The 25,703-nt window shown below is 41.1% G+C and carries 22 protein-coding genes; 14 read left to right on the top strand and 8 right to left on the bottom strand.

The features are described from left to right. Positions 1 to 76: 76 nt before the first annotated feature. Together H6H03_RS07980 and H6H03_RS07985 are read right to left on the bottom strand one after the other, a co-directional pair. Positions 77 to 784 carry a Crp/Fnr family transcriptional regulator gene (locus tag H6H03_RS07980; RefSeq protein WP_190954612.1) on the bottom strand — a complete coding sequence of 236 codons (708 nt, stop codon included), beginning with the start codon at positions 782 to 784 and terminating at the stop codon, positions 77 to 79. A gap of 2 nt (positions 785 to 786) precedes the next feature. Then, a complete protein-coding gene (locus tag H6H03_RS07985) occupies positions 787 to 2,190 on the bottom strand; it encodes an amidase (protein ID WP_190954613.1) in 1,404 nt (467 codons plus the stop codon). Between the two features lie 209 nt (positions 2,191 to 2,399). Here H6H03_RS07985 and H6H03_RS07990 point away from each other — a divergent pair, with 209 nt between their 5' ends. Continuing rightward, positions 2,400 to 3,866 (top strand): hypothetical protein, encoded by a 1,467-nt coding sequence (locus H6H03_RS07990; protein ID WP_190954614.1) that lies wholly within the window; start codon positions 2,400 to 2,402, stop codon positions 3,864 to 3,866. A 954-nt stretch (positions 3,867 to 4,820) separates the two neighbouring features. Here H6H03_RS07990 and H6H03_RS07995 read toward each other — a convergent pair. Further along, positions 4,821 to 6,101 (bottom strand): ankyrin repeat domain-containing protein, encoded by a 1,281-nt coding sequence (locus H6H03_RS07995; protein ID WP_190954615.1) that lies wholly within the window; start codon positions 6,099 to 6,101, stop codon positions 4,821 to 4,823. 202 nt (positions 6,102 to 6,303) lie between these two features. Here H6H03_RS07995 and H6H03_RS08000 point away from each other — a divergent pair, with 202 nt between their 5' ends. Then, positions 6,304 to 6,774 carry a DUF4079 domain-containing protein gene (locus H6H03_RS08000; protein ID WP_190954616.1) on the top strand — a complete coding sequence of 157 codons (471 nt, stop codon included), beginning with the start codon at positions 6,304 to 6,306 and terminating at the stop codon, positions 6,772 to 6,774. A 135-nt stretch (positions 6,775 to 6,909) separates the two neighbouring features. Here the strand turns inward: H6H03_RS08000 and H6H03_RS08005 are convergent, their stop codons facing one another. Beyond that, entirely contained in the window at positions 6,910 to 7,593 is a 684-nt protein-coding gene (locus H6H03_RS08005; protein ID WP_190954617.1) for a DUF1997 domain-containing protein, read from the bottom strand. Between the two features lie 178 nt (positions 7,594 to 7,771). Here H6H03_RS08005 and H6H03_RS08010 point away from each other — a divergent pair, with 178 nt between their 5' ends. Continuing rightward, positions 7,772 to 8,428 (top strand): SDR family oxidoreductase, encoded by a 657-nt coding sequence (locus tag H6H03_RS08010; RefSeq protein WP_190954618.1) that lies wholly within the window; start codon positions 7,772 to 7,774, stop codon positions 8,426 to 8,428. A gap of 201 nt (positions 8,429 to 8,629) precedes the next feature. Continuing rightward, on the top strand, positions 8,630 to 9,193 hold the full coding sequence (locus H6H03_RS08015) for a Uma2 family endonuclease (protein WP_190954619.1): 564 nt from the start codon (positions 8,630 to 8,632) through the stop codon (positions 9,191 to 9,193). A gap of 15 nt (positions 9,194 to 9,208) precedes the next feature. On the opposite strand, the gene H6H03_RS08020 is transcribed toward H6H03_RS08015, so the two are convergent. Together H6H03_RS08020 and H6H03_RS08025 are read right to left on the bottom strand one after the other, a co-directional pair. Then, positions 9,209 to 11,530 (bottom strand): WD40 repeat domain-containing protein, encoded by a 2,322-nt coding sequence (locus H6H03_RS08020; RefSeq protein ID WP_190954620.1) that lies wholly within the window; start codon positions 11,528 to 11,530, stop codon positions 9,209 to 9,211. 1 nt (position 11,531) lies between these two features. Continuing rightward, entirely contained in the window at positions 11,532 to 13,094 is a 1,563-nt protein-coding gene (locus tag H6H03_RS08025) for an NACHT domain protein (protein WP_190954621.1), read from the bottom strand. A gap of 559 nt (positions 13,095 to 13,653) precedes the next feature. Between H6H03_RS08025 and H6H03_RS08030 the strand changes: the two genes are divergently transcribed. The 7 genes from H6H03_RS08030 to H6H03_RS08060 all read left to right on the top strand — a co-directional run bounded on the left by H6H03_RS08030 (position 13,654) and on the right by H6H03_RS08060 (position 20,890). Continuing rightward, complete coding sequence (locus tag H6H03_RS08030; protein WP_190954622.1) at positions 13,654 to 13,806, top strand: hypothetical protein; 153 nt, start codon at positions 13,654 to 13,656, stop codon at positions 13,804 to 13,806. 122 nt (positions 13,807 to 13,928) lie between these two features. Beyond that, positions 13,929 to 14,645: a GDSL-type esterase/lipase family protein gene (locus H6H03_RS08035; RefSeq protein ID WP_190954623.1), complete on the top strand. Its 717-nt coding sequence runs from the start codon at positions 13,929 to 13,931 to the stop codon at positions 14,643 to 14,645. A 73-nt stretch (positions 14,646 to 14,718) separates the two neighbouring features. Then, a complete protein-coding gene (locus H6H03_RS08040) occupies positions 14,719 to 15,153 on the top strand; it encodes a hypothetical protein (protein ID WP_190954624.1) in 435 nt (144 codons plus the stop codon). Positions 15,154 to 15,381: 228 nt separating this feature from the next. Next, entirely contained in the window at positions 15,382 to 16,671 is a 1,290-nt protein-coding gene (locus H6H03_RS08045) for a cation:proton antiporter (protein ID WP_190954625.1), read from the top strand. Positions 16,672 to 17,093: 422 nt separating this feature from the next. Next, positions 17,094 to 19,310: a cation:proton antiporter gene (locus tag H6H03_RS08050; RefSeq protein WP_190954626.1), complete on the top strand. Its 2,217-nt coding sequence runs from the start codon at positions 17,094 to 17,096 to the stop codon at positions 19,308 to 19,310. Further along, positions 19,307 to 19,816 (top strand): hypothetical protein, encoded by a 510-nt coding sequence (locus tag H6H03_RS08055; RefSeq protein WP_190954627.1) that lies wholly within the window; start codon positions 19,307 to 19,309, stop codon positions 19,814 to 19,816. Before H6H03_RS08050 ends, H6H03_RS08055 begins: the two co-directional genes overlap by 4 nt. Positions 19,817 to 20,041: 225 nt before the next feature. Further along, positions 20,042 to 20,890: an AMIN domain-containing protein gene (locus H6H03_RS08060; RefSeq protein WP_190954628.1), complete on the top strand. Its 849-nt coding sequence runs from the start codon at positions 20,042 to 20,044 to the stop codon at positions 20,888 to 20,890. Between the two features lie 120 nt (positions 20,891 to 21,010). Here H6H03_RS08060 and H6H03_RS08065 read toward each other — a convergent pair whose 3' ends face one another. Next, a complete protein-coding gene (locus tag H6H03_RS08065; RefSeq protein ID WP_190954629.1) occupies positions 21,011 to 21,550 on the bottom strand; it encodes a DUF3172 domain-containing protein in 540 nt (179 codons plus the stop codon). Positions 21,551 to 21,901: 351 nt separating this feature from the next. Between H6H03_RS08065 and H6H03_RS08070 the strand changes: the two genes are divergently transcribed. After that, positions 21,902 to 22,729 (top strand): ABC transporter permease, encoded by an 828-nt coding sequence (locus H6H03_RS08070; protein ID WP_190954630.1) that lies wholly within the window; start codon positions 21,902 to 21,904, stop codon positions 22,727 to 22,729. A gap of 183 nt (positions 22,730 to 22,912) precedes the next feature. Further along, entirely contained in the window at positions 22,913 to 23,380 is a 468-nt protein-coding gene (locus tag H6H03_RS08075; RefSeq protein ID WP_190954631.1) for a GNAT family N-acetyltransferase, read from the top strand. Positions 23,381 to 23,462: 82 nt separating this feature from the next. On the opposite strand, the gene ndhN is transcribed toward H6H03_RS08075, so the two are convergent. After that, complete coding sequence (gene ndhN / locus H6H03_RS08080) at positions 23,463 to 23,939, bottom strand: NAD(P)H-quinone oxidoreductase subunit N (protein ID WP_190954632.1); 477 nt, start codon at positions 23,937 to 23,939, stop codon at positions 23,463 to 23,465. 1,015 nt (positions 23,940 to 24,954) lie between these two features. Between ndhN and rplC the strand changes: the two genes are divergently transcribed. Beyond that, positions 24,955 to 25,590, top strand: a complete 636-nt coding sequence (gene rplC / locus H6H03_RS08085; RefSeq protein WP_190954633.1) for a 50S ribosomal protein L3 — start codon at positions 24,955 to 24,957, stop codon at positions 25,588 to 25,590. Positions 25,591 to 25,703 lie beyond the last annotated feature (113 nt).

Here is a 25,703-nt window from a genome sequence, read left to right on the forward strand (position 1 = left end):
TACTTATTTAGTGCAGCTTCACATTAAATTGGCATTATATAGTAGTTGTTTTTATAGGTCAAAATATTTTTAATAATCAAATAAGATTACTATCCAATCCAGAAGCGATCGCATTTAATTTTTTACCATCAAGTATTGTAATCTTACCACCCCGTTCGTAAGTAATTACTGACTTGAGACTTTTAATTAGCCGCACACATTCTTCGTAAGTAATGCCGCTACTTCTAGCCATACGGTAATAAGATAATCTGACTTTTAAACACTCTCCTTGTGGAGTTAAATCAGTTCCCGATTCTCCAGCAAAATATTCAATTAATTTCGCAAGCCTAACAATAGCTCTTTCGGAAACTAATCCGTGGACTATTTCATGTAATTGCTGAATCCGACTATTAAAAACCATCAGCATTCGTAATGCAATTTCGGGATTTTCCTGAATAGCTTTTAATAAAGCATCTCGCTCCAAAGTCAGAATCTCACAATCAGATTCAGCAGTTACAGTTGCCGGAGAAATGCCATTTCCTAATAAAGCGGGAGCCGCAAAAATTTCTCCAGCAGCTAAGACACGGAAAATAGTTTCTTTCCCTGTTGTTGCTGTTTTGCTAACTTGAATTAATCCACTGACAACAGCATACAGTTTTGCAGGTAAGCGATCGCCTTCATGGAGAATAATCTCTCCTTTGCGATAGCGTTGCACCTGGGTGTAAGGTTGCAAAGTTACTGTGTTTGCTGTTTCTAAACCAGCAAACACAGTAATTTGTGAAATTTGTTCCAACGATGCCTGCATAATTAGGCTGAGATTGCAAAGGCTGGACGATGCCCAATCCAAGGTTTAGCTGCTTCTATTTGTGCTGCTAGGCTGATGAGTGTGGCTTCAGCTGCCGGTTTGCCAATTAGCTGTACGCTGATGGGTAAACCCTTACTATCAAATCCTACAGGAATGGCGATCGCTGGTTGTCCAGTGGCATTCGCAGGCGGACAAGGGGCAACCCATTGAACAATATTTTGGAATGTCTCTTCAGGACTCAGATTAGCCCATTCTCCCACCCGAATGGGTGAATGCAAATAAACTGGTAATACCAGCACATCCACGCTATCGAAAAACGCCACAATTTGCCGTGCCGCTACCTGCATTTGGGCAACTCCTTGCAAGTACTCAGCTACAGAACCTGTGCGGGCAAATAGCCAGCGATTTAAAGGCTGCAAAGCTTCAATAGGAAGCCCTGACGCCGCTACCCCAGCTTGCCAGACAATTTGAAATGGTTCAATTAAACCGCTGAAATCTGGAGATTTCTGTTCAACTTGATGGCCGAGTTGTTCTAACAATTGGACTGTTTCTCGGACGCCTTGCTGACAGTTAGCGTCAGCTTCTCCCAAAGGAAAAATGCTCGTGTCAAAGGCTATTCGCAAAGCGCCGGGTTTTGCTTGGCTGGCGGCGAGAAATGATGTTTCGGGATCTGGCAGCCAGTAAGGATCGCCTGTGACATAGCCAGCTATGGCATCTAAAAGCGCAGCAGCATCAGCCACAGTCCGCGCTATTGGCCCGTTAGTGGCAATTCCAGCGAGACGTTCGCCCACGGGTGCTTTACTCACCCTACCCCGTGATGGCTTGAGTCCCACTAAACCACAACAAGCCGCAGGCCCCCGAATCGAACCACCGCCATCAGAACCTTGAGCGATAGCACATAATCCTGCTGCTAGCGCCGCCGCCGCACCACCACTAGAACCGCCAGGAGTGTATTCTAAATTCCACGGATTTCTTGCTGCGGGAAAAGCCGTAGGTTCGGTGTAAGGTAATGAACCTAATTCGGAAGTGGCTGTTTTACCGAGAATAATAAAACCAGCTTGCCTAATCTTGGTTACAACTAAATCATCATAACTAGCAATATTGTTAATTAATGCTGGATTTCCATAGGTACAGGTAACACCAGCTACAGCATTCAAGTCTTTAATGGAAATCGGGACACCAAAAAATGGCGGTAGTTCTGAGGTAGTTGTTAGTAATTCTGTTTTAGCTTTGGCATCTGCGATCGCCGTTTCAGCCGTGACTGTAAAATAACTTCCTAATTGGGGATTCAACTGTCCAATGCGTTCTAAATATATTTCTACCAACTCTAGCGGTGACACTTCTCGACGACGGATTAATTGGGCTAACTCTAGTGCTGGGGTAAATGCTAAATCAACTTCATTCATACGTTAGCGAATAGGTAGTTTCGTCTTTATTTTGGGATTTTTAAACTGAAATTGATACTTTAGTAGGATTTGCGGGAACTATATATTCTATAGTTCCTGAAATTTGTCATTCATTTAGGAAGCTCAGAGGCAATAGACGTGGTTATGTTCTTACTCCAGCCATTTTAATTGTTTCGCATATATTTTCGACAAATCCCTAAGGGGTATTTATGGCTAACCTCGAATTACTTGTTAGTGAATTGCCAAAATTGATTCAAAGTTTGAAGCTAACTATTGGCGATTCTCATGAAATCATGGAGCAAATTATCCTGATTAATAATGCTCAGGAAGAACTCAGAAATATTCAAAAGTTGATTATTCAGGAATTAAAATTTGGTAATATCAATAATTCGGCGATCGCTACACTTCCTCGAAATAATATAGTAGCCAGCTTGTTTATACCTCATATTGGACTAGTAGATCCAGCCCTAGCAGCAAAATTTGGTAATTGGGAAACTAAACTTTCATTAATTGATTTAGGAAAAAAAATTGATGCCTGGATTGAATGGGGCTATTTTTTGCAAGCCTTAGCAGCTGATATTCTCAGTGATGTTCAATTGGTAAACCAACTTAATTCTGACTGTCATCATGTCAGTTTACCCTGTAAATTTAAAGCAATCGCTGAAAACTTAAAACATAGCTTAGCCTTTAACAACTCGAAAAAATTAGAGTATCAACTTCAAAAAATCATTAATTCCCAAAAAGAATTATTACAATTAAAACAAAAGTTAAATTATATTTTTAATACTATTAAAACTAGTCATAGCTTGCTAACTATTTTACTAGGAATATCTGCTTTTTGCGGGAAATCTGGATTTACCTTAGAGTGGTTGGATGATGACCATGAATTAATTATATCAAGTGATGGTAAAATTCAAGAATTAACAGATATTTTGAATGATTGTGATGTTTTTCAAGAACAGATTGCTACTTTAATTATTCAAGGTGACTCTTTAAGAGAGCAAGCAGAACAAGCCCTAAAAAAGATAGAACAGCAAAGTACTAAAAAATTACTTGTTAGCAACGAATTAGAAAATTACATAAAAATCCCAACGCCAAAAATAGTCATTTCCGCTTTTTTTCTAGTCTCAAGTCTATTATTATTAGGTTTTTGCAGTCGGCAAACGCAAAACCAAAATCCCCAATTAGAAAGTAGAAATTTAACTCCAGAACAAAAAGCGATCGCTAATTTTAAATCTGCTCAAAAACTCGCTATGGAAGCAGCTTCTCTAGCTCAAAAACCACCACATTCTCTACAAGTATGGCAACAAGCAGAAACTAAATGGGATCGAGCAATCAAGTTATTAAATAGCATTCCCCCTAAAACATCAGTTTCTGAGCAAGCAAAGAATAAACTAACTCATTATCAGACTAACTATAACGCTATCAATAAAATAGTCTTAAGTGAAAAAATAGCAGTTAACAACTTAAAATCAGCCCAAAAGCTAGGAATAGAAGCTACGTTCTTTGTACAAAATTCGCCTCATTCACGAGTAACTCGTCAGCAAGCAAAAGATAAATGGAAGCAAGCTATTAATTTATTAGAAGCTATTCCAGAAAATAGTTCTGTTTCTGCACAAGCTAAAGAAACGCTGCCTATTTATAAAACGAACTATGCTGCTATTAGATCGAGATAATCCAAAACTAACATGATTTTAGATTTTGCAGAAACTCTCTTACCTTTGCCATTGCCATAACCCGCTGCAACTAAAAGTTTTGTAGGGTGTGTTATCGCGCCAGCCTCAGACACCCTACCAGACTCTTGATTTATCTATGGGTTATCCAACTATTGCCTGTTTTTCTAGCCTTGTTCTTTCTGAATACAGTGATTCTACTAAATTTAATATTTTATTTATATTCTCTGGGAGTTTCCGTAGCGATCGCCCAAATACTCACAAATCAAGCTTTTTTGATTACTAGCTTAGGTTTTCTGTCTAATATTATACATGAAAAATGATGTTTACAATACTTTTCTTATTAAATAAAAACTATATATTTTGCACATCTAGCACAGTAGGAAACGCCGAGGGGGAGACCGGGTAAAAGGTACAAGGTAAAAGCTACAAAGTAATTAAGGTAACTTCCCTTCTTGATTTTTGCTCGCTTTCTATCCTTGTGGCGCAAGCATTTTCCCTGCTCCATCTCGGCGTTTTAATTTTTCCTTCATCCGTTGCAGCAAGCTCACAACAGCTGCGACGGATTTTTGCTTTTTTTAGTTTCTGTTGTCTAATCCCTAGAATAATTCAGGAATTTATTTCTTACTTCACAGGAAGCATGAGACCCGCTATCCGTCTGTAAACATTTCGCGCTCTAGCCAAACGCGATAATGTAATTTGCTCAACTTTGGTTTTTTGTAAACCTTGTTGGTATTTAAGTAAATAACCTTGATTGAATACTTTGTCAATATCTTTGTAACAATACTTTATTAAAAATAATCAGAGCATCAGAATTTTGGGCTATAGGGCAAACAGAGCATAGGGTAAGGGAAAGGGGTAAGGGGAAAGATTAAATTTATTCCTTTTCCCTTTTCCCGGTTGGTGAGCTTGTCGAACCATTAACCTTTTCCCCTGCCTCAAGAGCCTCCCCTGCCCTTATTCCTGCGCCCCAGCTTTTTGCAAACTCCGCACAATATTCTGATAACCATTAAATTCTGCAATCATCAAAGCAGTGTAACCGCCTCGGTTTTTCAAATTCAAATCTGCCCCAGCTTGAACTAATGACCGCACAATCTCTCCATGACCTGCTGAAGCAGCCCACATCAATGCTGTTGCTTTCGCTGAGTCTTGAAAATTTACATCTGCGCCCTTTGCTAAGAGGATTTCTATTACCTCTATGTGCTGGCGTTCAGTTGCCTTAATCAAAGCACTTTTGCCATCATCTGCTGGAATATTCACATCAGCGCCATAGTCAAGCAATACTTTCACCGTTTGGGTGTGCCCTTGTGATGCAGCCAGGGTCAAAGGTAATTCACCGAGGTTTTTTCCATTAATATCTCCGCCAGAACGCAGCAGTGCTTCCACAATTTTGCTGTGTCCCTGCAAGGCTGCAACTAGCAATGGTGTGTCACCAAGGTGGTTTTTAATTTGGACATCCGCACCTTTATTAACTAACACTTCCACCACATCAATGTAACCTTCCAAAGCGGCAAGGTGTAAGGCAGTTTCACCATCTTGGTCTTGGAGATTAATTTCGGCTCGATCTAGTAAAGCAGATGCGATCGCACTATGTCCCGCCGCTGCGGCCGCTGATAACGCAGTTCCACCACCAGCGTTTTTCGCCTTCACATCAGCCCCCGCCGCCAACAGTGCTTGGACAATCTCCAGATGTCCTAAATCTGCCGCTAACATTAACAGTGTTTCACCATCCTCATCTGGGACATTGACATCTATACCAGTTTGGAGAATTGCTTTTATAACTTCTACGTGGCTGTGCTTAACTGCCAACTTTAAAGCCGTATCATCATCTTTATCGGCGATGTCCACTCCTGCACCAGCAGCTAACAAAAGTCGTACTACATCCACATGACCTTTAACTACTGCTGCCATTAAAGCTGTGCTGCCATCTTCATTAGTGGCGTTGACATCCGCGCCTCTAGATACTAAAAGTTGCACAATGTCAAGTTGTTTGGCGCTAGCTGCTAACATCAAAGCAGTCAAACCATAGAGTTTTCTTTTTAAATTGATATTTGCCCCAGCATCCAAGAGCGATCGCACAATTTCCGTATAGCCCAAATTAGCAGCAAACATTAACGCAGTAGTACCTTGGCGATCGCACGCATCCACCTTCGCACCAGCAGCTAGTAGCGCACACAGCCCCTTAATATCCCCACTTTTAGCAGCTTTCAGCAGCAAAGTATCGTTGTTTTCAATCATCGATGAAATCCCACACAGGGAAGTTTGATTCGTCTACCCTCAAAATTCAGCTTAAGCCAAAACAAGCCCAAGCGAGTGCCTCTACTTTCTTCTGAATCCTGAATAATGAATTCTGACTTCTTATTTAATTTGTGCAACTTTAAGCACAGAAAATAGAGTTATGCTAATTTTTATGAAGATTTAATACTTGGGCGAGGGCACGATGAGTCTGGAACTTTCTCCGTCGGTGAAATATTGGCTGAACTTCTTTCATCCGCTGATGATGTGGGCGCTATTAGTAGTCTCGATTTATGCCGCCTATTTGGGGTTGCAAGTACAGCGTACCAGAAATGCTCAGGGGGAAGAAAAGAAAGAACTAGTTAAAGGTAGATATAACGTCAGACATTATCAAATCGGGTCTATACTCCTAGCTTTGATGGTGACAGGCGCAATTGGAGGGATGGCTGTCACTTACATCAATAATGGCAAGTTATTTGTAGGGCCTCACCTGCTAGCAGGCTTAGGTATGACAGGTCTGATTGCATTTTCCGCGGCTTTGTCTCCCTATATGCAAAAAGGAGCAAATTGGGCGCGTGCAACTCACATTATCTTAAATTTCACCCTTTTAGGGCTTTTTGTTTGGCAGGCTGTGAGTGGGGTACAAATTGTCCAAAAAATTCTGACTCAAGCATAGTTAACTAGCCATTTGTCCTTTGTCATTAGTTTATGACAAGGGACAAACAACCGTTGACTAGCAACTTTAGATTTTTTTGGTTTATGTTCCACATTTGGTGGTTGAAATAAATCCAAAATCCAAAAATCGATTAACTCACCGCTTTTTCTTGGAATTAACACCAAAGGGTATTTGCAAAGATTGATGAAAATCTTCTTGGACTTTGCGAGTTAAGCGGCGGGAGACTTGGCGGACGATTTGATTGAGTAAGCGATCGCCTGTAGATTGAATTAAAGACTTGGGTAATCGCTGAATAAACCTGGGAAAGTGTATATAAACTACTAAATCCAACTCCCATTCAACTTTGGTCACCTCGGCAATATCAGTAGAAACATCACTTGCCGCGTTTTCTGTTAACCTCAGGGATGCTCGGTAATCTACGTCATAACCAGGCGGTTGATAATCAGGAATGGGAATTGTGCGGATGCGGTAAATACCCTCATCTGGAGGTAATAATTCCAAACCAATTTTCGGTTCTACTTCATAACCAAAGGAACCAAAACGACCGATTACTAAGGCATAGCCATTTTCCCCCAACGGTTGCACCTTCATGGGTTCAGCGCAACGCGAAAACCACAAATTGTGAGAATTCAGGTACTCAGCAACCTTGACTGCTGGAGCAAACATTTCCATACAGTCTTGATAACGACCATAAAATTTTGTGAGCGTCGCTGCATTTGGTTGTGTTAATGTCTCGTTTGCTTCTTCTTGGCTGGATGCTACTGGTAAAACTGTTTCTGTTATTTCCAAGGATTGGTATTCGCCGTCTCTTAAAAGCATAAATACATCACTGTATACTTTGGCGTTTGTCTATATTAATAATTCCCTGCCGACTTGGGTAGTTTCGCACAAATATCCTATTTTGACAGAAACCTCAAGAATCTGCCATCAGCTCCATAGAATCACTAAAATAAAGAACTGAACAAGCACACAATAGTTTCCCAGGATAGCATTTCTTATGAAAGCATTTGTAGCAGGGGCAACAGGTGAAACAGGTCGCCTGATCGTGCAAGAATTGGTAGCGCGGAATATCCCCGTCCGAGCGTTGGTGCGGGATATACAAAAAGCTAGGGGTATTCTGTCTCCTGAAGCCGAGTTAGTAGTAGGCGACGTGTTACAACCAGAAACTCTAACTGCTGCTTTGGGAGATAGCACAGTTGTGTTGGTTGCGACTGGGGCAAAACCTAGCTTTGACCCCACTGGCCCTTATAAAGTGGATTTTGAAGGGACGAAAAATTTAGTCGATGCTGCTAAGGCCAAGGGAATTGAGCATTTTGTCTTTGTTTCTTCTTTGTGTACTTCTTTGCTGTTCCATCCACTGAATTTGTTTTGGCTGATTTTGGTGTGGAAAAAGCAAGCTGAAGAATACATCCAAAAAAGTGGTCTGACCTATACAATTGTGCGGCCTGGTGGCTTAAAGAATGAAGATAATACTGACTCCATTGTGATGCAGGGTGCTGATACCCTGTTTGACGGTAGCATTCCTCGGCAAAAAGTCGCCAAAGTTAGCGTTGAGGCGCTGTTTGAGCCAGCTGCACGCAATAAAATTGTCGAGATTGTAGCTAAACCTGAAGTAGCGCCGAAAAGTTTTACAGAGCTATTTCAACAGTGCTAAGTTGAAAAAGGAACTAGAGACGCGATGAACCCTTGTCTGTACAAGAGTGGGGGAGAAATTTAGAAATTAGAGTTTAAGCGATCGCTCTTTGGTGTCAAGGCGATCGCTCTTTATCTTATTGTGATTAAAAAAGAATTGCATCATCTTTATTTCCTACTCTTTTTTTGAAGAATAATTAAATAAGCAGTAGTTGAGGTAGCTATGTCTGTGCAATTACTAAGACGGAAATTCACAGTTGACCAATATCATAAAATGGTTGAGTCCGGGATTCTCAAAGAGGATGACCGAGTGGAATTGATTCGGGGAGAAATTATTGAAATGTCGCCGATTGGGACAAAACACGCTGCTTGTGTAAATCGACTAGTTAATTTTTTGGTGCAGCTTTTGGGGAAACGCGTTATAGTTGCTGCTCAAAATCCAGTTGCGTTGAACAATAACTCAGAACCTCAGCCGGATGTGGCATTACTCAAACCCCGTGATGATTTCTACGCCACAGCACACCCCCAACCCCAGGATATTCTTTTATTAATTGAAGTGTCTGATTCGACTATCTTATATGACCGGGAAGAGAAAATTCGTTTATATGCAGAAGCTAACATTATTGAAGTTTGGTTAGTAGATATTAACGAGGAAATTGTGGCAGTTTATCAACAACCAACAGCCGCAGCATATCAACTGATGCAAAAGTTCACTAGGGGTCAAACTTTATCAATTCAAGCTTTCCCCGATGTCAAGATTACTGTTGATGAAATTTTTGGCAGATAATAATGACTTCTGCCCTTATCCCCCTTCTATCCCTTCAAGACGCAAAAAATGCACTCGACCTGATTTTTCGCCTCCAACAATTGTGACTCCATCTGAAGCAAGAGCGCAGCAACGAAATGGAGACTCTCCTGTAAAAGTGACAATTTCTTTTCCAGTTTGTAGATTCCAGAGTTTAAGTGTGTTGTCAGATGAAGCAGAAATTACATGCTTGCTATCACGGGTGAGAACTACTGCTGCTACCGAACCGCTATGGCCGTGAAAAGTACGCTCATCCTGGCCAGTTTCTAGATTCCAAAGTTTAAGTGTTTTGTCACGTGAAGCAGAAATCACCTGCTTGCCATCAGAAGTGAGGGCTACTGCATTTACTGAGTCACTATGACCGTAAAAAGTACGCTCATCCTCGCCAGTTTCCAAATTCCAGAGTTTGAGTGTGTTGTCCCATGAAGCTGAAATCACCTGTTTGCCATCAGGGGTGAGGACTACAGCTTTTACCAAGTCACGATGACCGCGGAAAGTACGCTCATCTTTGCCAGTTTCTAGATTCCAAAGTTTGAGTGTCTTGTCATCGGAACCAGAAATAACCTGCTTGCCATCAGGGGTAAAGACTACTGCTGTTACAGAGCCGCTATGACTGTGGAAAATACGCTTATCTTCCCCAGTTTGCAGATTCCAAAGTTTGAGTGTCTTGTCCCATGAAGCAGAAATCACATGCTTACCATCGGGCGTAAGGACTACTGCTGTTACCCAGTCGCTATGACCGTGGAAAGTACACTCATTTTTGCCAGTTTCCAGGTTCCAGAGTTTAAGCGTGTTGTCACCTGAACCAGAAATCACGTGTTTGCCATCAGAGGTTAGGGCTACTGCATTTACTGAGCCACTATGACCGTAGAAAGTACGTTCATCCTCGCCAGTTTCCAAATTCCAGAGTTTGAGTGTATTGTCAAATGAAGCAGAAATGAGTTGCTTGCCATCAGAGGTCAAGGCTACTGCTGTTACCAAATTGGTATGACCATGAAAAGTACGCTCATCTTCCCCAGCTTTGGAATTGTCTTTAAATAGTTTACCAATCGCCCAGTTAAAGCCAAAAAGTAGAGGCTGTAGAGGTGGGATTTTATTTTGACGTAAGTATGTTTCCAGATTCCAGAGTTTGAGTATGCCGTCATCTGAAGCGGAAACCACATGCTTGCCATCCGGGGCGAAGGCTACTGCTGTTACCGGACTGCTATGAATGTGGAAAGTACGCTCATTTTTATTAGTTTCGAGATTCCAGAGTTTGAGTGTTTTGTCATCGGAACCAGAAATCACGTGCTTGCCATCATAGGTCAGGGCTACTGCATTTACCGACCCGCTATGACCCTCAAAAGTACGCTTATTTTTGCGAGTTTCCAAATTCCAGAGCTTGAGTGTACAGTCATATGAACCAGAAATCACGTGCTTGCCATCGGGAGTGAGCGCTACTGTACTTACCGACCCACTATGACCCTCAAAAGTATGCTCATCCTCCCCAGTTTCTAGATTCCAGAGTTTGAGTATGCCGTCATCTGAAGCAGAAATCACCCGCTTACCATCAGGGGTGACGGCTATTGCTGTTACCCTGTCACTATGACTGCGGAAAGTACGTTTATCCTCTCCAGTTTCCAGATTCCAGAGCTTGAGTGTACAGTCATATGAACCAGAAATCACGTGCTTACCATCGGGTGTGATGGCTACTGCTGTTACTAAGTCGCGATGACCGTAGAAAGTACGCTTATCCTCTCCAGTTTCCAGATTCCAGAGCTTAAGTGTACAGTCATATGAACCAGAAATCACTCGTTTGCCATCTGAGGTAAGGGCTACTGCTTTTACTTCACCACTATGGCCTGTAAGAGTGAGAAGTAGACTTCCCCCAGGAGAAGTTAAGCTAGATATTAAAGGACGCAACCAAGGTGCAGTAGTCTGTTGCTTTATTTGTGTCAATAATGCCTGAATCTCCTCTGGTACTTTCTGATTTAGTAACCGTCCGTGCAATTGACTCGCTAATTGTTGCTTATCTGTTATTAAAATATGGGCTGACAGTCTCAATGCACCTTGAATCAATTTTAGACTTTTGATTTTTTCAGAGTTGTATTCTGGATAATTTAATGTCTCTGCATCATCAATCAAATCATAGTCTTCAATTAGCGGCTGTACCCCAAACTCAGGATGATTAATCTTGGCATTTATGAAATCAAAATCGGTCAGAGTTGCGTAATACTTCTCCAACTTTCCCGACTTCACCAAATTTGGAGCTAAACTACCCAAGTAAGCACGTTGAAAAGCAGGATTTTGTGCCGCTAATTTGTCTGCAAGTTCTCCCATTTCACGCCATCTTCCTTACAAAGTAGTCTGCAATGCGTTGATTAACTTCTTGGAATGGCTTACGTTTGGGATTTAATTCCCGTTTTGCTTTTAAGAAATCTAAAAAACTAGCGTGGTAGATGCTATAACAGGTTTCTCCTTCTAAATCCTGCGGCTTTAAATACTCAACCCACTCATCCAAAACTGATTGCACATTATCTTCATCTCGTTCAGCGATCGCTGCTATCATTTCACAGGTAATTGGTGTGCCAATCTCCACTAAAATAAACAGGATAAATACCTTTATATCCTGGAGTTTTTCATCCATGCCCATCCGTATCCAATGAACTTGATAATAGTCTTGTAGACCATCAGGTAATTGCTTTAAATTTAGATCGTTATATTTACCTTGAGCTATTCCTGGCAAAATATAGCGCAGGTACATGAAATTATTTTCACTTTTAGTTGCTACCTGCTCTACAAAATCTTTATCAGAAATATTGAGGTTTTGGATCCATTGTTTAATTGCGTCCTTATAGTCTTTATCGGCATTCAAAAAGAACCAAATATACTCTTTAATATCTTCACGACTCAAATTAATATTACTTTTCCTTAAATCTAGCTCTTCTACCGGGACATCTGGTGCAGAAAACCGTTTTTTATCTATAGTATATGGTCGTCTAGTTAGTATAAAATAGACTCGTTCAGGAAGTGATGGTGGTAAATCTAAAAGATTTCCTCCTGATTTTTGTTCTACTTCATCCAAAGCATCAACCACAATTACAAGACACTCCCCTGCGGTAAACTTTTTACTAACCTGTTCTAGTAAATCTGCTAAATTAGCCTTTTCAGCACTCTGCAACTGGTAACGCTTAATTAATTGTTTGCGAATACTTTCAAGAAATAGCTCAGGTCGATTGCGATTATCGGAACGAATATTAAAATAGCATGGTGATTTATTGTCCCAGACGTATTTAGCAGCAATGGTACTTTTTCCCATTCCCGCATCACCCACCACTGTAAAGTAACCATTGCGATGTTTCTCGGTAAATTGTTTAAATGTCTCAAAAACAAACTTACGTCCGCAAAATGAGCGAATTTTTTCTCTAATTAAGGATTTAAATTCCGCTGGATATTCATCTAAATTCCATTCTGGGAAAGGTTCAAAATCTCTGGATTTAGTTGTTTTAGCAACTTTAATAAAAGTTTCTCCAAACTCCTCTAACTCCGATCGCAGTTCAATTCTCATCAATCGAATATCAAATTCTGAATCCTTACCCTGCAAAAACTTTTCTACTTCCTTGTAGAAACCCAGGGGATTATTAGAAGTATAAGCACTCCAAAAAGCATATTTAATCTCTTTTTCTCGAAAAAGATTCAAAATCACTTCCGGCTTACCCACACCATACTCAATTAATGAGTAAACATAAACACCATCAACATCTTTCGGTGGTTGTACTGGGTCAAAATTGAATTGTTTTAAAGTTCTGACTACAGTTTCATTACGTTGAGCTTGATTAATAACCCAAGAAGCCCCAGGTTTAGCAATACTCTTAAGTGCATTAACTACAAGGTCAAGACTCATCTTTACTAGTGATAGAGATAACTTTTACACCTGTGACTTATCCTAACCACAGTTGACAAAAATTAGCCTATTGTAAAGCCATATTACAGCGATCGCTTCGGTAAGCTTCTCTACAAGACACTCTTGCTGGCTTGCTTAAGAGCAAGGATATGCTAACCCTCTCTCTTCTCTCTTTCTCTGTGTTCTCTGCGTCCTCTGCAGTTTGATTCTTACACTCATTCGGCAAATCTAATCGCCCCCTCATACCTAAAATAACCTGAAACTTCGTGCGTAGGCGTAGCCCGTCGTAGACATCGCCTACGCTTTTCAACTTCTAAACTCAACATTTGACCTTCTGAGGCTCGACGTTGACCTTCTGAGGCTCGACGTTGACCTTCTGAGGCTCGACGTTGACCTTCTGAGGCTCGACGTTGACCTTCTGAGGCTCGACGTTGATCTTCTGAGGCTCGACGTTGACCTTCTGAAGCTCGACGTTGACCTTCTGAGGCTCGACGTTGATCTTCTGAGGCTCAACTGCGGCAATATTAATACCAATTTAATTAATGATGGCAACACATCCTTGGGTCAAGACGCGATTCATCGCGTCTCTACAAACGGTCTATTTGTCGGCGTTGCATTATTGCGGGATGATTTTGGAATTTGCATCGACCATAATCCCCGCGTCCCCCTGTCTCCGTGTCCCCGTGTCAGCCTCAATCATCCCTTAATTTAGCAACGTCCTTTTTTCTAATAGGTTTAACTTTGCAACTACATAGATGTTTGGATCTTTCAAGATCGCCATGTATGGTATAGAAATGTATAGAATCTTGAAAAGATATAAAATATAGTTCTTAAATGCAAACATTTTCAGCATCTTCCTCAATGCAGCTGTCTGTACCACCAAAACACTTTCAGCCAAAGAAGATTGTCGCACTGGGAGACAGCTTAATATATGGATTTGGCGACCCGGAAAAAGGCGGATGGATTGAGCAACTACGGCGATGGTGGATGTTGCCTGATAGTGCAGGTCACGTTCTTTATAATTTAGGTGTAAGGGGCGATCGCACGCAACAGGTAGCCCAAAGGTTAGAAGTTGAGTTTCGCCATCGCGGCGAACTGCGAAATCGCGTTCCCGACTTGATTATTTTATCAGTAGGCGTGAACGACTCAGCTCGTTTGGCGCGTCACGATGGGCGAAGTTACACAGATTTTACCGTATTTGAAAAGGAAATCGCTTCTTTGCTAGATTTGGCACAACAACTCTGTCCTGTGTTATTTGTGGGCATGGTGCCAGTAGATGAAGCGAAGATGCCATTTTTAGATTGCTTTTACTATAATCATGCCGATCAGTACCGTTACAAAGAAGCAACGCGCATTGCTTGTCAGAAACGGCAAATTCCCTATTTAGATATTTTTGATATATGGATGGAACGCGGTGAAATTTGGCGGCTCAAACGCTTGAGTCATGACGGACTTCATCCCAATACACTAGGTTATCAAGCTTTGTTAGAAGATGTCATAAATTGGGATGCGATTACAAAATACCATTCTCTAGATTTAATTACTACCTGAAACCATGCCAATTTTAGATTTTGGATTTTAGATTCAATCCAAAATCTAAAATCTAAAATCTAAAATTATTCCTATGACACCAACTTTATTTGGCCGTTGGCAAACTCGATTATTATTACTTGCAACTGTAGGCGTACTCGTATCTTTACCCTTTGCAATGGGTTTAATTGGTTCGGGTGCTAACTCAGTTTATTTTTGGATACTTGGTTATGTCGCCGTCTTTGGCTTGGGTTGGGATGTGCTTTATAACTATCTCCAAAAATTCCGCTGGGACAGAGATTGGCCAGCAGTTTATCAACTTTTAGCTGGTATTTGGGAATTATTCTTTGTGTTCTGTGGAGTTAAACTGTTTGGGTTTTTACCAATACCTTTGCCAAAGGAAGAACTGTCACTAACAGATTTTTTATTACACTATACCATCGTCTGGCTAGCGGTTTTTATTAGCTCCCAAAGCATAATGCGAATTATATTTCTCCGTTGGCGTTTCCGTGGTGGAGAGTGGTTGTAATTTTTAATTGTTAATAGTTACATTTTATCTACATTTCTAAATACTTGTGTCTCTAGCCGTGTTTTAGAGCAATTTTTAACACAATAGAATACAGATAATCGTAGGGGTGCACAGCTGTGCGCCCCTACTTTGTATTCAATTTGGCACTTATAGACATTACTGTGCTAAAAAATATATCTGTATTATTATCTACCTTACTCAGATTTAATTTCTGCTTAATAAAGTACAATGTCAAATTTCGATCTGGTTATTCAGCTATTTCTGCAACTAACAGTAATTTTAGTCACTTGTCGCATAATTACAATTTTAGGACGCCGCTATCTTGGTCAAACTGATGTTGTTTGCGAAATGATTGCAGGTGTCATGCTAGGCCCATCACTTCTAGGTTTGATTGCACCAAATTTTCAGCAATGGTTATTTCCTAAGTTGCCGATTATCACTGCTTTAGGAGACAAAATACCCAATCCATCGATGTCGATTTTATATGCCATCAGCCAAATTGGGTTAGCAATTTATATGTTTTTGATTGGTTTAGAGTTCAATACCAAACTCTTGAAACACCATATCAAAAGTGCTGGTTTATTATCTGCTGCCGGAATTATTACCCCTTTTATTTTAGGAGCGATCGCTTCTGTTTTTTTATACCAAAATGGCAATTTCTTTCAACCAAAAGTACTGCCTTGGTCAGCGGCTTTATATCTAGGTGCGTCGATGACAATCACCGCTTTTCCAATGTTAGCTCGTATTCTTTACGAACGCGGACTTGCCCAAACTCGCTTCGGGACTTTGGCTTTAGGCGCAGCATCGGTAGATGATGGAGTTGCTTGGTGTTTATTGGCGATCGTCCTTGCCAGCGTGAAAAATTCCATCAACATCGCTATATTAGCAATTGGTGGTGGCATTTGTTATGTTTTATTTGCAATTTTTATCGGGCAACGTCTACTTAAAGCCTTCACAAACATGACAAAACGTGATGGAGGTGTGAGTAGACAAACTTTGACTTTATTCTTGATAGTTTTGATGTTTTGTGCATGGTTTACTGATATCACAGGTATCTATGCAATATTTGGCGCATTTGTGTTAGGAGCCGTAACACCACGCGGGGAATTTGCTCAACAAATTCGTCAATATACAGAGTTTTTTACCACTTCTTTTTTGCTGCCGATATTTTTTGTCTTTTCTGGATTAAATACACAAATCGGACTAGTAAACACGCCTGCATTATGGGGAATTACCCTCTTAATTTTAGCGATCGCAATTATCGGTAAAGGCATTGCTTGTATGTTGGCAGCAAAATTAGCAGGAGAAAATTGGCGGGAATCAGCAACTATCGGCGCGCTGATGAATGCTCGCGGTTTAATGGAGTTAATCATTCTCAATATTGGTCTTGAGCAAGGTATAATTACCCCCACTTTATTCACTATTATGGTTATTATGGCTGTAGTTACTACACTCATGGCATCACCCTTGGTTGCCTTTTTATTGCACGGTACAAGCTATGAAAAATTTACCGTTTAAGCACATCTCTATAGACAACTAAGAATTAATTCCTGATAGTAACTGTAGCAAAGCACTGAGTGTTGACTGAGAAGTTAGCAGTAGAGACGCGATTAAACCTTGTCTGTACAAGAGTTTGGAGTTATTATCCTTGTTCTCTTCTAACCCTCAGTACCTCATTTTCCCGAATCTTAAACTAACAGCAACTGACATCACAAATCAGTAGACATTAACCTTGAGTGTATTTTAAAAATTTGACCTATAGTTCGTAATTCATAATTAAAGTTAGAAGCTTATAAATTGATTTATGCAGGTGTTAATCCCTGAATTTGGAATTTGGAATTTCTAGTTTGTGTAGTCTATCGGTAAGAGCAGGGGTTGACATTTTCTAGTGTTTTAAACAATTATCTTAGGGAAACCAGATAGTTACTTTTGAGGAAACCATGCACACAGTTATTCTCGTTCTGGTTGAGGTACTGATTGTTATTGGACTTTCACGACTAGTAGGGCTAGGATTTCGTTCGATAAAGCAACCGCTGGTAATTGGTGAAATTGTCGCTGGGATTATGCTTGGGCCATCTTTATTTGGTTTACTAGCTCCCCACGTAGCAGTTACCTTATTTCCACCAGAAACTATTCCTTTCCTAAATGTTTTGTCTCAGGTGGGACTAATATTTTTCATGTTTCTGATTGGGTTAGAACTAAATCCAAAATACCTCAGCGGTCAGCTAGAAGTGGCAGTTTTGACTTCTCATGTCAGTATTTTGGTACCTTTTTCCTTAGGAACATTACTAGCAGTGGTGCTTTATCCCCTGGTTTCTAACGCTAGTGTATCGTTTACCGCCTTCGCTTTATTTTTGGGCGCGGCGATGTCGATTACTGCCTTTCCAGTGTTGGCACGAATCATTACTGAGAATAATTTACAAGGAACCCGCTTAGGAACATTAGCCTTAACTTGTGCAGCGGTGGATGATGTCACAGCTTGGTGTTTATTAGCAGTAGCAATAGCTGTAGCCCGCACTGGCGATTTTGCTGGTGCAATACCCACAATTATTGAGAGCATAGTCTACATCGGCTTCATGTTGACCGTAGGACGTTGGTTCCTCCAAGGTCTTGCCAAACATTACCAGCGTGCGGGACGCCTCAGCCAATTGCTTTTAGCTGGGATTTATATGGGAGTGGTTGCATCCGCATTAATCACCGAATTAATAGGCATTCACTTAATTTTTGGGGCATTCTTACTAGGAGCAGCAATGCCCAAAAATGAAGATTTAGTGCGGGAATTGGCAGTAAAAACCGAAGATTTTGTCCTGATATTCTTGCTGCCAATATTTTTTGCCTACAGTGGTTTGCGGACGCAGATTGGTTTGCTGAATCGTCCAGAATTATGGCTATTGTGTGCATTGGTTTTGGCAGTAGCGATCGCAGGTAAATATTTTGGCACTTATATCGCAGCTCGTGTTAGTGGCATTAATAAACGCGAAGCCTCGGCACTCGGTTGGTTAATGAATACTCGCGGTTTAACTGAGTTGATAGTGCTAAATATCGGTCTGGAGTTAGGAGTGATTTCTCCTTTAGTATTTACCATGCTGGTAATTATGGCACTGGTAACTACATTTATGACCTCGCCACTGTTGGAATGGACGTATCCGAAAAAACTAATCAGATTAGATGTTGTAGAAACGGAATCAGAAGCAGAAGGTGAAATAGATTTAGATAGAGAAGATACTACTGCTCAACAAAAAACTTACACTCATCCCTACCGGATTTTAGTACCAGTGGCTAATCCGAATTCCCAAAAAGGTTTAGTACAGTTAGCAGTAGCCATTGCTCTCAACTATCGACAACCAGCTGTTGTGCATCCCCTCAGCTTGATTGAATTTGAAGAAGACTATGCCTTTGAAAGTACTCCAGTTGAAGCAGACCGATTAATCGCTCAGCGCCGCCAGCAGTTAGAAGAATTAATTAATACTCTCGAACCTCCAGAAACACGCTCTTACGTGCATCCCATCGTCCGTACATCCAGCAATGTTGCACGGGAAACAGCCCAAATTGCTGCGCTAGACGAAGTTGATTTAATTCTCGTAGGATGGCATCGCCCAGCCTTTAGTAGCAACCGCTTAGGGGGAAGAGTCGGTCAAATTCTCACCACTGCACCAGTGGATGTAGCAGTATTTGTAGACCGGGGAAGCGAGCGATTAGAAAGTTTGTTAGTGCCTTATTCTGCAAACATCCATGATGATTTAGCATTAATACTTGCTTTAAGGCTGCTAATCAACCATGAAACTTGTATGTTGCAGGTTTTACACGTTTTACCAGAAAATCGCCTCAAGGATGAATTGAGTTACGAACTTGACACGATGATGGAGCAATTACCAACTAGTGTACGCGATCGCATAGAAATCAAAGTTGTCCAAGCTTCAGATCCCATTCAAGCCGTAGTCGAAGCCTCGAAAAATGTAGATCTGACAATCGCTGGTACCAGTCGCACTTGGGGTATTGAGCGTCAAACCCTGGGAAGATATACAGACCAATTAGCCATCCAATGTCGTTCTTCCCTGCTGATTACCCGTCGCTACAGTCAAGTCACTGCTCATCTGGCTTCCGTGCTTCCTGAAGTTAGTACTCAAGAGCCAACAACTCAGGAATTGAAATTATGAATCATTTCAACTTGAAATCCTTAGCTTTTTATGGAGTAGCCATCAGTTCAGTGCTACTGCTGTTTAAAACCGTAACCGCTTATGGAGAAAACAATCTTAAAGCTCCTCCTTTAGTTAGCGATCGCTATCGTCTAACACTAGCTGAAAATTTGCCCAACTGTGAAAAATCAGACACTCTGACATTAAACATTGAGCAGTCAGGTATTTACTTAAATGGCTCTGTATTACCAACAAACGCCAACGCCGATATTGACGAAAAGCATTCTCTCATAGGCATATTGAAAAATCAACAGTTAAATTTATCCGGGAAAGTTAACACATCAATCCTTTGCAATATCCCTCAGTCCCAGAAAGATGCTTTCAACTCAGTCACAATTCAAATGCAACTAGTCAACACAGGTGTTATACCAGGGCAATTAACCCTCAATGGCATTCCACAAACTCTAAAATTTACTGCTGTGCCAGAAAAAGTTCAGGAAAAATCTCAGAAGTCGAACAGCCATTAAAAGGGCATAGGGGATGGTGAGTGTGGGAAGCTTTTTTCTAATCTCCCCATCTCCCGACTCACTTTTTCATACGTTTAGCCTACGCACCCGATCGCACTTACTTAAAACACAAGTAAGTGTATATATTTATAGTGACAAGTGAGGAATAAAAAGTTAAAAGTATAATTTAATTCTTAGCTTATACTAGAAATTCCTCAGAACTCAATATTGAAGGCATAATTAAGAATGTCTCAGAGATTAAAGACATGGTATTGCCACTGGAGCAAAAAGCTACTTAGCTTGAGTGTATTTGGTTTTTATGCAGCGATCGCCCTTGAAGCTTCCAGCATTGCTGTTACACCAGTGGCAAAATTAGATAATTGGCGCTTTTCTCCGAAAACACAGCAACTCGAAATCACTGTCTCAACAGCCACGACCCCTCATTATTTCTACCTTGCCCAACCACCTCGCTTGGTTGTAGATTTACCGAATACTAAGTTAGGTTCTGTTACCACCCAACAAAGTTACTCTGGTGTCATCAAAAGTATTCGTGTTTCTCAGCTCAATGAAAATGCTACACGCATTGTTCTAGATTTAGCGCCCGGAACTGTTTTAAATCCCAACCAGGTAAAACTGCAACCAGTTTCTCGAAAAAACCCCACTCGCTGGGTATTACGTCCTGTTATTTCTGGTAAAACTACTGCGGTAAAACCAGCAAACTTAGCACCTTCAGCCAAAAAACCACCTCAAAAGCCGCCCGTAAATACTACTAACTTCCAACTACCTAATAACCTACCCGTACTTACTCCTAACTCACAACCGCCCTTACTGACAATTGAACCTGTATCGCGTCAACTGCCCTCAACAACTACCACTAACTCAAGTCAACCCTTTGTAACTGTACCTCCCTTAACCCCCAATGCACCGACTCAACAGCCCAGTTTTATTCTTCCCCCTCCTTCTTTCCCAAATCAACCCAGTACATTGAATAGCGTTCCTACTTTCGGTGTGTCTGAATTTCCAGTACCAACAGCCCCCAACGTCCCTAACCCTCAAGTTATTGAGTTTGGCCAACCTCTTCCTAAAAGTAGGTAGAGACGCGATTATACTCTTACGAGAAGCCGCTCTTCGAGCGTCTACGCGTCTGTAGGGAGTGGGGAGTAGAGGAGCAAAGGAAGCAAGGGAGACAAATGCCCCATGCCCCATACCCAAATCTTAAAATCTATCCGTTTCCTGAGGTGTTCCAACTGCTCCTGGTTGAGCTGTGAAGAAGTTTTGAGCAGCTTCATTCTGATATATGCATCTGATATCAGGGTTATCACTGTCCAAATTACCTGTAAAGCCAAAGGTATTTAAGCGATTCTTGCAATCTCTTACCTGGTCAGATGTCACCAGTTTACGTTGCTCTAAAAGTGCCCAGTTATTTTGTCGGATCACGCATCCAGGACGCATACTCGGCTGAGAAACATAGACATTGAACGGGTTGAGAGTCACGAACAGTCTAGCGTCCATCACCATAGCACTGGCTCCATACTGCACGCAGATCTCAGGGTTCGGTGCTTTGGTATCAATAAATTCACGGGAAGCGACATTTGATGGCGCCAATGTGGTTGTAGAACTAAAAGCAATGCCAATGCCAATTCCCAAAATCAACACCCCTCCCATAATTGCAATAGTGAAGAGGTTAAACATTGGGGATTGGAAATTAGAGGGTTTAGAAGTAGTAGCAGATCTACCAGTCGATTTACGTCTCATTGTTGCTTAATCACCTTCACGTCAATTAGCAGGAGTAGTCTAAATTTTTCTACCTTTTTTAGTATGCCTAGTTTTAACTCTAATTGTTTGGGAGTTTTTGGCAATTTTCTTGTTAAATGACAAAAATAGCAAATTCTTTAAATGTTTGAATGTAATTTCAATGTTGGTTGGTTACAGTTTTCATTTGCATTAACTAGCTAGTAATTTTATCTATTTTAGAATTAATAAATTTTTATTAGCGATTTACATGACAAATTTTTAGTTAGAGAGATTTTTATTACCCCTAGTATTTGATGTATAAAACAATGTAAATTAACTTTGAATACAATTTCAATACTTAACTAAAAGCAAGTGAAATTTCAAAGAGCGCTATTATCGGGCAAGAGGTTCAAAACTTCGCAATTTCAAATTCTCCTAGCTGATAGTCTAACTATTTTTTGGGGAGATTGGCTAGATTTACGTGTGAGGGTTGTGCAAGTTGCTGCATCAGGCTTAATTTCTCCACTGATATATATTTTAGCTTTTGGCTTAGGTTTGGGTAGTTCCATCAAACCCGGCTCAGCAATTAGTGGTAACTATGACAACTATTTAGAATTTATATTACCAGGGATGGTGGCGCTATCGTCAATGACCATTAGCTTTGGTGGCACGACATTTTCCATTTGTGGAGACAGATTATTTAGCAAAACTTTTGAGGAATTATTGTTAACTCCCATACATCCGTTAGCATTACACATCGGCAAAATGCTGGCGGGAGTAGTGCGGGGGTTGATGACATCTGGTTCGGTGATTTTAGTAGCGCTACTATTGACTGGAAACTGGAATTTTCTGAATCCTCTATTTCTAGCTTTAGTTGTACTCAATTGTGCTGTCTTTGCTGGGTTAGGTGTGATTGTCGGGTTGAGTGTGCGATCGCTCGAATCAGTCGGACTCTACAACAACTTTATAATTATCCCCATGTCTTTTTTAGGAGCGACCTTCTTTGACCCTGGTACATTACCAGCAGCCCTGAAAGTTGTAGTTTATTTGTTACCACTAACCTACGCCAGCATCGGGCTGCGTGCAGCTGCTCATTTACCCTTGTCTCAGTTTCCTTGGTATAGCATACCGATTTTGTTAGTAGCCGCGATCGCTCTTTCTCTCTGGGGTGGTTATAAATTTGCTCACCAACAAGATTAGAAACTTGAGAGATAGCAATCCTATTAGAATTGTGAAAAATATCAGTAGTGGCTGTTGAATGTTAAGTGTTAACAGCCTGAAAAGCAAAATTTCACTTTTTCATTTATGACTGCTATAGCTTGAGAAAATGTAGAGATACCAAAATATTCGCAATCTAAAATCCAAAATCCAAAATTTTCCATTATGCTGATTCGCCCCGCTTCCACAGGTGACGTACCCGCAGTTTTACCAATGGTTGCCAAAATTTGTGCTTTGCATGAGTTTTGGGATTCTGCCAAATACGGTTTTTTAACGCATCCAGAACAGCGCTATGAAAAATGGTTAACGCGGTTGGCTAATAGCGAGCGCAGTGTATTTTTAGTATCCGAAAACCAAGCACAACTTATAGGGTTTTTAGTGGCGACAATTGAGCAAGAAATCCCAATTTATCGGTTACAAGAATTTGCTTTTATCCACGATATTTGGGTTGAGTCAGAATATCGAAAAAATGGAATTGCGCGACAAATGATAATACAAGCAGTGGAACGCTTTTCTCAAATGGGCATCAAGCAAATTAGGCTAGATACAGCAAATGCAAACGAGGCATCGCGGCGCTTGTTTGCATCCTGTGGTTTTCGGATTAGCACTATTGAAATGTTGAGAGAATTATGAGTTAGGAGTTATGAGTTAGGAATTATCAGTTAGAAATTTTTAACTCCTCACTCCTCACTCCTAACTTTGTCTTTTGTAACTGCTAACTAGCTAACAGAGTCTTTTCTAGAGAAGTCCAACGAAAAGCGCGATCGCCACCCCTTTCAATGACTACTTTCACCCGTGGTTCTAGTTTAGGCAAATTGGCTAAATATTCGATTTCCTGATCGGAAAGAATATTTCCTTCAATAATCCACAACACCAGCCCCTTTGACTTTGGTGGTAGCTGTTCTAAATGAGTATCAAGAATTGGTGGAGCATAGTATACATAACCTACCGCTGCACCGCTACCAGTACTTTTTTTGCCCAGATGGGGAGGTCTGACTCCATGAACTCTTGTGAGATATGCAGCTACGTCGCCCAGTCCCTTGGCAGTAATGTGCAGCATAGTATAGCCAGCCGCACGAAGTCGGCGCTGATAGCGACCTTCATAACCTCCTTCCAGAGGTACATACACTCCAAGAGCGCCAAATTTTTCCAGATCCCGGATTAAAGCGTTGCCAGTGGTAATTAGTGCCATAGATTGATTGTTGTCTTATCCCACTTAGATATCTCTATTATTTACCGTGAACTGATAGATAGAGCATTTTTTTGGGAATTGCTCAAACAGTGGCTGTTGACTGTTGACCGTTGAATGAGGACTTAAAAGTTATTGTTTTTTTCCTCCGTTCGCGCAGCATCTCCTTTAGGAGAAGTTGGAGCGTAGACTTCTTTTGCTCCAACTTCTCTCGTTGTCTACCTTGTCTCCCTTATGCCTCCATACCCAATTCCAAAAAAATTACTGGACAATCATAAATAAATGATTTATATTATTAGATTGTGACCAAACGTGCAAATTAGCTTGCCGAACTTATGTCATTCTGAAATAGTGTTACCATCAAAGGCTGATTAGTCAATTTAAAGATGATAATTTAACGAAAGATTGTTCATAGGCTGGTAAACTAATAAAGCTTTTAGGTTAACATTGGAGCTTGTGAAGGAAAAAGCAAAGCTAATCCTCAGCTTCAGACTAAATTGACTCGTAAGCCCCTAAAAAAAAGGCAAAATCTTAAACTTTTGTTTAAGGTGTTTAGGAAACTAAAAACTGATTCACTAATACTGGCTCAGTCAATGGATACTGGGTGGTAAAAACCACTTAAGTCCAACTGCAACAAGGCAGTCGCCAATCTCAGGGAAGCCGTTCTTTGGGCAGATACAAATCGAAAACCCAGCGGCAACGCTGCCTGCTAAAAGTGCCACAGCAATTGCTTGAATAAAAGCATTGCTGCACACAGCTTAAAGCTGTAGCGCCTTGCATTCATTCCAGAAGTTACTCCTTCCCAAAGGGAAGAGACTTGTGGCTGTTATGGCGATCGCGTGAGTGAAACTAAACAGATTCGCCAAGCAGTACGGACACGGTTTGTTGTGTCCCAAAATATTTGGAGTGGTTGAGGCCATTCCAAATTTCCCAGGCTGTAGCCTAAACCGACACGTACAAAGCGTGTCCTCTAGAGTCGGATTCCAAGGTCAGCAAGTAGAAAGGAGAACCAGTTACTGTGTCTGTAGGTATTCTCGGCACCAAGCTGGGCATGACCCAAATATTTGACGAGGCAGGAGTAGCCATTCCTGTCACCGTTATCCAAGCAGGGCCATGCACTGTTACACAAGTTAAAACAAAACAAACCGATGGTTACGCCGCCATTCAAGTTGGTTATGGCGAAGTCAAACCAAAGGCATTAAACAGACCATTGTTGGGTCACTTAGCTAAATCATCTGCCCCAGCATTACGTCATTTAAATGAGTATCACACCGATAGCCCTAGCGATTATGCTTTAGGTCAACAGATTAAAGCAGATATTTTTAGTGCAGGTGAAATTGTAGATGTAATCGGTACAAGTATAGGTCGCGGCTTTGCGGGCAACCAGAAGCGCAACAACTTTGGTCGGGGGCCGATGTCACACGGTTCTAAAAACCATAGAGCGCCTGGTTCCATTGGTGCTGGTACTACACCCGGTCGTGTCTATCCAGGTAAGCGGATGGCAGGGCGTTTAGGCGGTAGCCGCGTCACAATTCGCAAGCTGACTGTAGTGCGAGTAGACCCAGAACGCAACTTATTGCTAATTAAAGGAGCCATTCCTGGCAAACCAGGCGCTTTAGTAAATGTTGTACCTGCAAAGAAAGTTGGTAAGTAGTCACTAGCCAATAGTCAACGGTCAACATTTGGACTAATGACTAATGACTAATGAACGCCACTTGTTTCAACGGGGCAACCCCCGCAACCCAGTGGCTCCTAATGACTAATGAC

Origin of the sequence: Nostoc paludosum FACHB-159, assembly GCF_014698835.1 — a bacterium.
GTDB classification, from domain to species: Bacteria; Cyanobacteriota; Cyanobacteriia; order Cyanobacteriales; family Nostocaceae; genus Nostoc; species Nostoc paludosum.